The sequence below is a fragment of the Streptomyces sparsogenes subsp. cuspidosporus genome (genome assembly GCF_039532705.1).
Taxonomy (GTDB): Bacteria; Actinomycetota; Actinomycetes; order Streptomycetales; family Streptomycetaceae; genus Streptomyces; species Streptomyces sparsogenes.
Window position 1 is genome coordinate 1 of record NZ_BAAASD010000092.1, and the last position, 10,571, is coordinate 10,571.

Annotated in this window: 8 protein-coding genes and 2 pseudogenes; 6 read left to right on the plus strand and 4 right to left on the minus strand. The window is 72.0% G+C overall.

What is annotated here, in order from left to right:
* Positions 1–166: pseudogene (locus tag ABFY07_RS42010) on the minus strand (methylmalonyl-CoA carboxyltransferase); the annotation flags it as partial.
* A 300-nt stretch (positions 167–466) separates the two neighbouring features.
* Entirely contained in the window at positions 467–1,024 is a 558-nt protein-coding gene (locus ABFY07_RS43375; RefSeq protein ID WP_428837116.1) for a Zn-ribbon domain-containing OB-fold protein, read from the minus strand.
* A gap of 99 nt (positions 1,025–1,123) precedes the next feature.
* Between ABFY07_RS43375 and ABFY07_RS42015 the strand changes: the two genes are divergently transcribed.
* Entirely contained in the window at positions 1,124–1,807 is a 684-nt protein-coding gene (locus ABFY07_RS42015) for a TetR/AcrR family transcriptional regulator (RefSeq protein WP_346179514.1), read from the plus strand.
* Between the two features lie 113 nt (positions 1,808–1,920).
* Here ABFY07_RS42015 and ABFY07_RS42020 read toward each other — a convergent pair whose 3' ends face one another.
* Complete coding sequence (locus tag ABFY07_RS42020) at positions 1,921–2,760, minus strand: LysR family transcriptional regulator (RefSeq protein ID WP_346179515.1); 840 nt, start codon at positions 2,758–2,760, stop codon at positions 1,921–1,923.
* A gap of 138 nt (positions 2,761–2,898) precedes the next feature.
* Between ABFY07_RS42020 and ABFY07_RS42025 the strand changes: the two genes are divergently transcribed.
* The 4 genes from ABFY07_RS42025 (at position 2,899) to ABFY07_RS42040 (ending at position 9,231) form a co-directional block, all read left to right on the plus strand.
* Positions 2,899–3,636: an SDR family oxidoreductase gene (locus ABFY07_RS42025; RefSeq protein WP_346179516.1), complete on the plus strand. Its 738-nt coding sequence runs from the start codon at positions 2,899–2,901 to the stop codon at positions 3,634–3,636.
* A 95-nt stretch (positions 3,637–3,731) separates the two neighbouring features.
* Positions 3,732–4,694: an Lrp/AsnC family transcriptional regulator gene (locus ABFY07_RS42030; RefSeq protein ID WP_346179517.1), complete on the plus strand. Its 963-nt coding sequence runs from the start codon at positions 3,732–3,734 to the stop codon at positions 4,692–4,694.
* 122 nt (positions 4,695–4,816) lie between these two features.
* A complete protein-coding gene (locus ABFY07_RS42035; RefSeq protein WP_346179518.1) occupies positions 4,817–5,914 on the plus strand; it encodes an alkene reductase in 1,098 nt (365 codons plus the stop codon).
* A 182-nt stretch (positions 5,915–6,096) separates the two neighbouring features.
* Positions 6,097–9,231, plus strand: coding sequence for a discoidin domain-containing protein (locus tag ABFY07_RS42040; RefSeq protein ID WP_346179519.1), 3,135 nt, complete (start codon positions 6,097–6,099; stop codon positions 9,229–9,231).
* 103 nt (positions 9,232–9,334) lie between these two features.
* On the opposite strand, the pseudogene ABFY07_RS42045 reads toward ABFY07_RS42040, so the two are convergent.
* Positions 9,335–10,087, minus strand: a pseudogene (locus tag ABFY07_RS42045) (AraC family transcriptional regulator); the annotation flags it as partial.
* Positions 10,088–10,171: 84 nt separating this feature from the next.
* On the opposite strand from ABFY07_RS42045, the gene ABFY07_RS42050 reads away from it, so the two are divergent.
* Positions 10,172–10,571, plus strand: a 400-nt coding sequence (locus ABFY07_RS42050) for a TSUP family transporter (protein ID WP_346179520.1), incomplete at its 3' end; no start/stop codon positions are given.

Here is a 10,571-nt window from a genome sequence, read left to right on the forward strand (position 1 = left end):
GGCCGATGCGCTCGCGCGCGGTCAGCTTGCCCTTGGCGTGCTGCTTCTCCACCGCTCGCGCCGACCCCGCGTGGGTGGCCTCGTCGATGCGGCGCTGAAGGTCCGCGAGCTTCCCCGCGGTGGTGTGGTTGTCGACATCGGCCGGCTGCGCGGGCTCGGTGCTCACTGCTTGGCCCCCTTACGAGCGTTGGCGCTGGAACCCGGGATGGGAGTGGTCGGTTGGTGAAGCGGTCCCGCCGGACCGGCGCCCGGGGGCACCGTTACGTCATCGCGCCTCAGCGTTCTCGGCAGGAACGAATCGGTCGGCATCGGGGGGCGGAGGGGGAGGCGGCAGACACGAGGGGTCATCGGAGGCACTCCAGAGGTGATGGGACATGGCCCGCGGGGCCGAATTCGAGGACAGGGGGTGTCGTGGGGGACGTGCACACCCCAGACGTCGCTGGAGCAAGTGGGCGTGCCGCGACGTTCATCGCGTCGGAGGTTGCGGAGGCTCGCAGAGGCGGAAGAGGAGTCCCTGAGGGCCGGACTCGACGCCTTCTGCCAGACACACCGGGGCCCCGACCCGCACGATGAGCGGTGGCACTCCGATGACCCTGGAGCACAGCCAGAATCCCTCGTTCACGTTGATGGTGGCGAGTGCGCACTGTCTCCCGGGACTCCGGCGCACGGCCAGGACATGACGGATGACCCCGGTGCCACGACTGAGCTCCCAGGCGAAATCGGTGGAGGCGCAGACGGGACACAACAGGCGGCGGAAGACCGCGGTCCCACACCAGCGGCAGCGCTGGAAGTACAGCTCTCCGCCTCCCACCCCACCCAGCGGCACCTGCGTGGGGCAGTCCGCCTCCGGGAGTGGGCTCGCACTCGGATCGACCTCCCGTTCGACGGGGGCGCTGTCCGTGGTTTCGATCACTGTATGGAGCACGGTGTCTCTCTCCGTCCCCGGCCCGAAACGACCCGTGACGGGAGGTGGTGGCTCACCGGTCACGGCTGGGGCACGTCGCACCGCTGTGGTGGCGTGCATGGCCAAGCTATGGCACTGAGTGCCGCAAGTAAAGTACTCAGTCCCATCGAGGCGAGGCAAGTGGCGTCCGCGCGGCAGGGCGGGGAAGGATGGGGGATCATGAGCAAGCTACCTGCACGGATCCGACTGGCGGATGCCGCGTTCGCGCTCTTCGACGAGCGCGGATACGAGCAGACGACCGTCGATGACATCGCTGAGCGAGCGGGGCTCGGGCGCACGACGTTCTTCCGCAACTACCGTTCCAAGGAAGACGTCATCTTTCCGGACCACGACCGGCTCCTGGCGTTGATCAGAGATCGGCTGGCGACCTCGAGCCACAGCACCGCCCTGGTCGCCGTGTCGGACGCGGTTCGACTCGTACTGCTGCACTACGTGGATGAGGGCGACCTGGCGAGGCGGCGCTACGCCCTCACGAGCAAGGTGGCTGCCCTGCGTGACCGGGAGATCGCCAGTGTGGGCCGCTATCAGCGGCTGTTCCGGGAGTTCATCGCGGACTGGATGGGGGGTCCGACGGAATCGGCGTCGCTGAGGGCCGAACTCATGGCCGCCGCGGTGGTCGCCGCGCACAACCACGTGCTGCGTCGCTGGCTCCGGGGCGAGTCGTCCGACCCGGTCACCGAGGTGGACGAGGCGATGCGTGAGGTGCTCGCCCTCTTTCGGGCGCCCGGCTCCTCACCGGAGCCCGGCGCCGGTACCACCGTCGTCGCGTTCAGGACCGGGCAGGACCTCGACGCCCTGCTTCCCTCCCTGCGACGGCTCGTCGAGGACGACGCCGAGCGCTGAAGCCGGCTCCGCATGAACGAGTGGTGCCCCGCACCGGAGACCGGGGCGCGCTGTGGCGTGTTGGCTTCCGGGGCGAGAATCGGCCCGGGGCGCTGGGCCCTTCTCGTCCGGGTTCAAAGACGTGTTGCCACGCGGATCAGGTCGGCAACTGCGCGAAGGCGGCTGTGCGGCGGCCAGGCGATCACCGTTGTCACGGGAGGGGCATCCACGACCGGCACGGCGGCGAGGTCCCGGCGCAGGTCGGCGGCGGCGGACTCGGGAATGACCACGGTGGTACGGCCAAGCGCGATCAGCTGGAAGAGCTGTGTCAGGTTCCGTACCTCTGCGCCCGGTCCTTCTGGGTAGCTGCCGCCGGGGCCGGGCCAGCGGGCCATCGGGAGGGTTGGCAGGGTGGTGATGTCGGCCATCCGGACCTGGGGGCGGCCGGCGAGCGGGTGTGAGGCCGGCAGGATCGCGACCTGTCCCTCTGTGCACAGGGTTTCGGTGTCGAGCCCGGCTGCTGAGTCGAAGGGCAGGTGGAGCAGCGCCACGTCGGCTTGCCCGTCCCGCAGCAGCCGCTGGTGCTGGTGTGCCTCGCAGAGCAGCAGATCGACGGTGGCTGCGCCGGGTTCCGCCGCGTAGGCGTCGAGCAGTTTCGTCAGCAGCTCGCCGACGGTGCCGGTTTTGACGGCGAGGACGAGGCCGGGGTGTGCTGTCGCGGCCTGTTGAGTATGCCGCTCGGCTGCGGTCACTGCGCTGAGGATCGCGTGTGCTTCGGCCAGCAGCACGGCTCCGGCCTCGGTGAGCGTGACCTTGCGGCTGGTGCGTTCCAGCAGTGCGATTCCGAGCCGCCGTTCGAGCTGGGTGATCGTGCGGGACAGGGGCGGCTGGGCTATCCCGAGGCGCTGGGCGGCCTTGCCGAAGTGCAGCTCCTCGGCGACGGCGACGAAGTACCGCAGCTCGCGTATTTCCATGCGACCAGGCTAAGAGGTCGTCTCATACGGCGTCAGGCAGCCGTGTGTTACCTGTGCATGGCGGCTCACGGCTGATCGATGTCGTTCGGGTATTGCTGCGCTACCGAGAGGGTGTTGGTGCTCGGCCGCAGCGCGGGCATGCTCGCTGTCGTGAACGAGAAAACGATCGCGCTGGTCACTGGCGCGAACAAGGGAATCGGGTACGAGATCGCGGCCGGGCTCGGTGCGCGGGGCTGGAGTGTCGGTGTCGGCGCCCGGGACGCGCAGCGCCGGGAGGAGGCCGTGGCGAAGTTGCGCGCGGCTGGTGCCGACGCCTTCGGCGTGCCCCTGGACGTGACCGACGACGAGAGCGTGATCGCCGCGGTCCAACTGATCGAGGAGCGTGCGGGGCGGCTGGATGTACTGGTCAACAACGCCGGAGTGGCCGGCGGCTGGCCGGAGGAACCCACGACCATCGACCTCGACACCGTGCGGCGACTGGTGGAGACCAACGTCATCGGCGTCATCAGGGTCACCAATGCGATGCTGCCGTTGCTGCGCCGTTCGGCACACCCGCGGATCGTCAACCAGTCCAGCCATGTCGGCTCCCTGACCCTGCAGACCACACCCGGTGTCGACCTCGGGGGAATCAGCGGGGCCTACGCGCCGACGAAGACCTACCTCAACGCCGTCACCATCCAGTATGCCAAGGAGCTGAGCGGCACCGGCATCCTGATCAACAACGCATGCCCTGGTTACGTGGCCACCGACCTCAACGGATTCAGCGGGACCGGGACCCCCGAGCAGGGCGCGGCGATCGCCATCCGGCTGGCGACCCTGCCGGACGACGGCCCGACCGGTCAGCTCTTCGACGACGACGGGGTCGTCCCCTGGTGACCTGAGGTGGGCCGCAGAGCGCAGCCCACCGGGCGTGGCCGGTACGGGGAGCACACAGGGCGCGCCGGATGAGTCGGACCGGCAGGACGGGACACATGGTGGACGCGATCGAACGCGGGCTGCTGCAGGCGCTCCAGATCGATGGGCGGGTCGCGTTCTCGCTGGTCGGTGCGGTGCTGGGGGTTTCGGACCAGACAGTGGCGCGCCGGTACGCGCGGCTGCGGAACGAGGCGGGCGTTCGGGTGATCGGTGCGGTGTGGCCGGAGGCGGTGGGGCGGCAGTTGTGGCTGGTGCGGGTGCGGTGCGTACCGGAGGCGGTGGCGGGGCTCGCGCGAGCGCTGGCGAAGCAGGCGGAGACGTCGTGGGTGCAGATCGCCTCGGGCGGCGCGGAGGTCCTGTGCATGGTTCAGGCGGTGGCGGACACGCCGGCCGCGGAGTCGACCGTGCTGTCTCGCCTGCCCCGCACGCCCCGGGTCACCGGGGTGAGTGCGCACCGCGTGCTGCACCCGTTCTTCGGTGGGACTGAGAGTCCGCTGACGAAGAACGGGCCGCTCACGGCGGAGCAGTGCGCGCGGCTGTCGCCGCCGACGGCGAAAGGCGTGACCGGGCCGGTGGAACTGTCGACGGAGGACAACGCGTTGCTGGAGGCGCTCGCGCTGGACGGGCGGGCCGGGTTCCGGTCGCTGGCCACGGCGACGGGCTGGTCCCAGACGACTGTGCGGCGGCGGCTGGCGGAGCTGCGCTCGGGCGGGGTGGTGTACTTCGACGTCGACGTCGACCCGGCGTTGCTGGGGTCGTGGACGTCGGCGGGGTTGTGGCTCACGGTCGCGCCGGGTGAGCTGGTGGCCGCGGGAGAGGCGCTGGCGAAGCATCCGCAGGTGAGCTTCGCGGCTGCCACCACCGGTGTGTCCAACCTGTACGCGAGCGTGCAGTGCCCGACTGGCAGGGCGCTGTACGAGTACCTGACGGGCCCGGTGGCGGCATTGCCCGGGCTGCTGTCGATGGAGACCGCGCCGAGTATGCGGGTGGTCAAGGGGGCGTCTCCGATCGTCGGATAGCGCTGCGTGCGAGGCCCCTCGTGTCGGATAGCGCCCCCTGGGACGGTGTTCCTGCCGCGGGGATCGGCGCGAGGGGATTGTGGTGGGGCACGAGAACACATCCCTCCGAGAAGGAACTCCCGATGCCGAACGCATTCGACCCGATCACCATCGGACCGCTCACCCTGCCCAACCGCGTCGCCATGGCCCCGCTGACCCGCCGCCGCGCCTACGGCGACGGCCTGTCAGCGACGCCGCTCATGGCCGAGTACTACCGGCAGCGCGCCACCGCCGGGCTGATCGTCGCCGAAGCCGCCCAACCCAGTCGTGTCGGCCAGGGCTACACCGACACCCCCGGCCTGCACGACCCGGCGCAGGTCGCGTCCTGGCGCCCGGTCACCGACGCCGTGCACGACGCGGGCGGCCGGATCTACACACAGCTCATGCACGCCGGCCGTAACAGCCACCCGGAACTTCTCGGCGGCGGGCTGCACCCGGTCGCGCCGTCCGCGTGTGCCGCCGAAGGCGTCGTGCGCGTCCACGGCGGCGAACCGGCCGTGCGCAAGCCGTACCCGATACCGCAGGCCCTGACCACGCAGGGCATCGCGGAAACCATCGCCGACTTCGCCGATGCGGCCGCGAACGCGATCGACGCCGGGTTCGACGGTGTCGAACTGCATGGAGCCTACAGTTACCTTGTTCAGCAGTTCCTCTCCGGCAACGCCAACCGCCGCACCGACCGCTACGGCGGCAGCGTCGCCGGGCGCGTCCGGTTCCCGCTCGACCTCGTCGATGCCGTCGCCGCGCGCATCGGACCCGAGCGGCTCGCACTGCGGATCTCCCCTGGCTGCACAGCATTCGGCCTCGACGAGCCGGACCTGCACGAGCTCTACCTGACCCTGGTCGACGGTCTGCCACGCGACCTGGCCTACCTGCACATATTCGAGTTTCCGGGCCACCGCGACCTCACGGTGAAACTGCGGGAGCACTGGGCAGGAGTGTTCATGCTCAATCCGCACGAGACCCACCACGACTGGCCCGCCGGCCCCCGGCAACTGCGCCTGGTCGACGAGGGGCTGGCGGACATCCTCTCGTTCGGGACGCTGTTCATCTCCAACCCCGACCTCGTGCACCGGCTCCGCGTCGGCGCGCTGCTCGCCGAGGCCGACGAGACCACGTTCTACGGCGGCGACCACCGCGGCTACACCGACTACCCCTGCCTGGGGGAAGTCCTCTCGTGACCGCCGTCCTGGGCAGCGCGATCGTCGTGGTCACCGGTGCCGGCAGTGCCATCAGCCTCGCGAACAACGCCACGAAAACCGGTGAACGATCGGTGTCACATCCGTTGACGCGCACGCCGGGACCGCCGGAGAATGTGCGGGCCCTTACGACAACGTTGTCGAGCACGCGGAGGTATCGTTCCGTGTCGTACCCGTCCCGACCCCTCCGCCGCCGTCGCCTCCTGCAGCTCGCCGGGCTCACGGGCGCGCTGGCCGCCCTGCCTCCGCTCACAGGAGCCGCGAGCGCCGACGCCGCGCACGGCCGCGCGGACACGCCGCCCGACGCCGTCGCGGCCACCTACCTGCGGGTGCTCCTGGACCACACTCGGTGGTCCGAGACGCAGTGGGACGAGGCCCAGGGCCACTACCGGGCCAAGGACTTCGGGTTCGCCGTGGTCCTCGGCCACGCGGTGCTGCTCACCCACGGCACCTACGACGAGGCGCTCGCGGGCATCGACCGGGAGACCCTGAAGCGGCGCACGCTCGCCACCATCCGTCACTTCGCGGCGTCGAACCGGCTCACCGGCGGCGACGAGTGGGGCCGCAAGCTCTTCTTCGACACCACCTTCCAGTCGTACTTCGTCCTCGCCGCCCGGCTGTTGTGGAAGGACCTCGACACCGCGACACGGCACAACGTCGACACCATCGTCCGCGAACAGGCGGCCTACACGGCGTCGTTGGGCAGCGGCGACGACCCCGCCTCGGGCAGCTGGACGCCGAACGGCCTGAGCGGCGGACACGTCGGCGACACCAAGCTGGAAGAGATGGGCCTGTACGCGCAGACCCTCGCACCGGCGCTCGCGTGGGCCCACGACGACCGCCGCGCCGCCGACTGGGCCGCGTGGTACGGCATCTGGTCGCGCAACGAGGCGGGGCTGCCGCCCGCCGACCTCGCCAACCCCGCCCGCGTGGACGGCGTCGCCGTCTCCGAGAACACCGCCCGCAACCTGTACGACACCTTCATCGTCGAGAACCACGGCTCCTTCGGCCCGCACTACCAAGAGGAGCTGTGGCGCACCTCCGGCCGCAATGCCGCGCACTTCCTGGCCGCCGGACGCCCCCTCCCGCAGGTTCTCGCACGGCAGCCCAACGCCCAGCCGCTGTGGCACACGTTGCTGGGTGTCATGAGCGACGCGGGCGAACCGCTGATGCCGATGGTCAACGACCGCGAGCACCTCTACGGCAGGGACGTCATCCCGCTCGCCTTCCTCTCCCAGGTGATGCGCGACCGGGCCGCGGCGCGTGCGGAGCAGGAACTGGCGTCACGGCTGGAGGCGTACCAGCGGTACCCGCCCGAGCACCGGATGGCGAAGTTCTCGGGGGAGCCGAAGTACGAGCCGGAGGCACGCGCCGAGATCGCGATCAGCTACCTGCTGCACGTGTGGGCGGCGGCGAACGGGCGGCCCGTCGAGGCGCTGTCGCGCGAGGAACTCTTCGCGCTGGCCTCCGGTGTCACGGACTTCGGGACCGGCCCGGGACTGGTGTCGCACCAGTCGCGGGCCGCGTGGGCCGGCGCCGTGACGAAGCCCGGGTTCGTGAAGTTCGCCTGGCAACCGGCCCATGACGACTGGCTGTTCCGGCTCAGCGGCGCGACCCCGATGTTCCTGCCCGCCACCGCCGCGAAGGTCCAGGGCCGTACCGTGCGCGTCTACGAGTCCCTGCGCGACGGCTTCGACGGCAGCGCGACGCTCCTGCGGCTCGATGGCGGCTGGGCCGGGTTCGCGACGCTCCCGACGGGCGCCGTCGTCTACGCGAGCAGCGGCACCGCCGACGCGGAGGGCCACCTCGAAGTGCACAACCTGACGATGCCCGGCATGCCGGGGCTCGATGGCACGCGCACCTACCGCTTCGAGGAGGGCGAGGCGACCGTCCGCGCCCGCGACACCTCCACCGACACGCCCGCCGGACGGGTCGACGACCTCGGCTTCACCCCCACGACGGTGCGCCACGTCCGTATGCTCGGCGTGCGGCCCGACCCGGCTTACGGGTACTCCCTGTACGCCTTCGAGGTGCGCGACGGCGACCATGGCGCGGACCTCGCCCGCGGCGGGTCCGCCACCGCCTCGTCGGCCGACGCCGGGAAGGGCGCGCCGCTCGCGGTCGACGGCGACGCCGCCACCCGCTGGGCGGTGTCGAGGGCCGACCGTCCGCGCGCCGACAGCTGGCTGGCCGTGGACCTCGGTGCCGAGCGCCGGATCGACCGGGTCACCCTGCGCTGGGAGTCGGCGGCCGGCCGCGCCTACCGCGTCCAGGGTTCCGTGGACGGCCGGGACTGGAGAGATCTGGCGACCGGGCCGAGGCCGGCGGTGAGCAGCCGCGGCGGCTGGCTCGACGTCGAGGGACGCGCCGGGCTCGTGGTGCGCGACGGCCGGAACCCGATCGGCGTCTACGATGACAGGATCGTCCTCGGTGACGGCCCGGCGGCCCCTCTCCTCGTCGAGGGCTTCCCCGGCACCTCGGCCGAGAAGCTGCGCGCGACCGCCCGGGGGACCGCACCCACGGCGGAGGCCGGCGCGGTGCGCACGACCCTGACGGACGGGCACCTGACCCTGTTCAACCTCTCCGGCGAGTCCGTCAGGACGCGGATCACCATCCCGAGCACCACCGGCACGGACACGATGGTCTTCGAGGGCACGCAGACGCTGACCGCCGACGGCACGGCCCTCGAGGCCGCGCTGCCCGGCGCCACGGCGGTCGTGCTGCCCCCGCGCTTCACGCTCACCCCCGTCACGGGCCGAAGCCTGCCCTCGGGCCTGCGGGTCCAGGTGGTCGACGGCGCGACCGTGCGCCTGTCCGGGGCCTCGTGCACCGTGCGCGTCCGGGCCCAGGGACGCAGCGAGGTCGCCGTCGTCGAAGCGGGCCGGACACTCACCGTCGTCCTGGCCGGCGCGGCCGCCCACCCGCTCGACGACCTGGCCCTCGGCAGGACCGTCTTCCCCACGAACCCGCTGCCGGAGGGCATGTCCGACCCCGCGGCGGCGGTGGACGGCGACGCCCGCACGGCGTGGCAGCCGGGCCCGCGCGGCCGCATGGTCGTGGACCTCGGCGCGGCCCGCCCGGTCCGCCTGGTGGAGACCGAGTGGACGGAGGGCGCGGCGCCGGGCGCGAAGGTCGGCTTCAGCACGGACGGCATCACCTACCGGGACGCCGGGACCCCCACCGGCCGGGGCCGCGTGCGCAGGCTGACCGCCTCCGAGACGGCCCGCTACGTCAGCTTCGAGGTCGACGGGCCGGCGCGGGCGGCGGCGCCACGCCTGCGGCGCCTGACGGTGCGCTGACCGCTCCGCGCCCGCCGGACCCCACCGGCCGCCGGGCCGGGTCGGTGCCGGAAGCGCGGTCAGGCCCGGCCGGCGCGACTGGGGCGACCGCCTTGCCCGCTGGTGTGAAACGGGACGGCGGCAGGCCGAAGGCGCGGGTGAAGGCGGCGGTGAAGGCGGCGGGGGAGGCATAGCCGAGGCGGCCGGCGACCTCGGTGACGGAAGCGGTGCGCAGTAGCGGGACGGCCGCGAGCAGGCGGGCGCGGGCCCGCCAGACGGCGGGGCTGTCGCCGGTCTCCGCGCGGAAGCGCCGGGTGAAGGCCCGTTCGCTCCGGGCCGTCCGGCCGGCCCAGTCCGCGTTGGTGACGGCGACGGCCGGTGCGGCCAGATACTCCCGGCACAGTTCCGCCAGGTCGGCGGAGGGCGGAATCGCGACGTGGAAGGGGAGCGGGGTGCGCCCGGCGATCTCGTGCAGCAGGAGCGTGGCGATACACCCTTCCCGCCCCGACAGGCTGTAGTCGGCCTCGAACTCGACGGCACTCAGGAGGAGTTCCCGGAGCAGCGCCGGTACGTCCACGACCGTGCAGGTGGCGGGCCACCAGGGAACGGCGTCCGGCTCGATGTACAGGCTCCGGGTGCTCACCCCCAGCATCCGGACCCGGTGCCGGGTGGCGGCCGGAATCAGGACGGCCCGCTCGGGCGGGACGGTCCAGGTGCCGGCGCCGGTGTCGACGACCATGACCCCGGTGGCGCCGTAGAGGAACTGCGCGCGGCGATGCTCGTGCCAGTCCAGTACGTGCCCCGGCGGGTAGTCGGTGCCGATCGGCAGGACGAGTCGATCGACGTGATCGACGGCGTCCAGGGGGACGTTTCTCACCGCACCACCGTACTGGCCGGGACGCGAAGGAAAGGTGCCGGTCTTCGCATGCGGGAAGGGCCGCGCCCCTGGTGGGGTGGTCCCGTGGACGTTGCGATATTGCTCGGGATCGGGCTCCTCACCGGAGTGACGACGGTTCTGTTCGGGTTCGGCGGCGGGTTCGCCGCGGTCCCCGTGGTGGTGTGGACGGACGCCGCGCTCGGCGCGGACGCGATGCGGGTGGCGACGGCCACCTCGGCCGTGGTGATGGTGGTGAACGCGGCCTTCGCGACGACCGTCACGGCCCGGCCCGTGCTCGGCGCCCTCCGCGGCAGTACGGGGCTGCTCCTCCCGCTGGCGGTCGGGGCCACGGCCGGCGCGTTCGCCACTCGCCTCGCCCCACCGGTGCTGGTCCGCTGGCTGTTCGTCGCGTATGTGGCCATCACCATCGTCGACCTGCTGCTCCGCCCCGGCTTCCTGCGCCCCCGCGCACCCATCGAGGAGC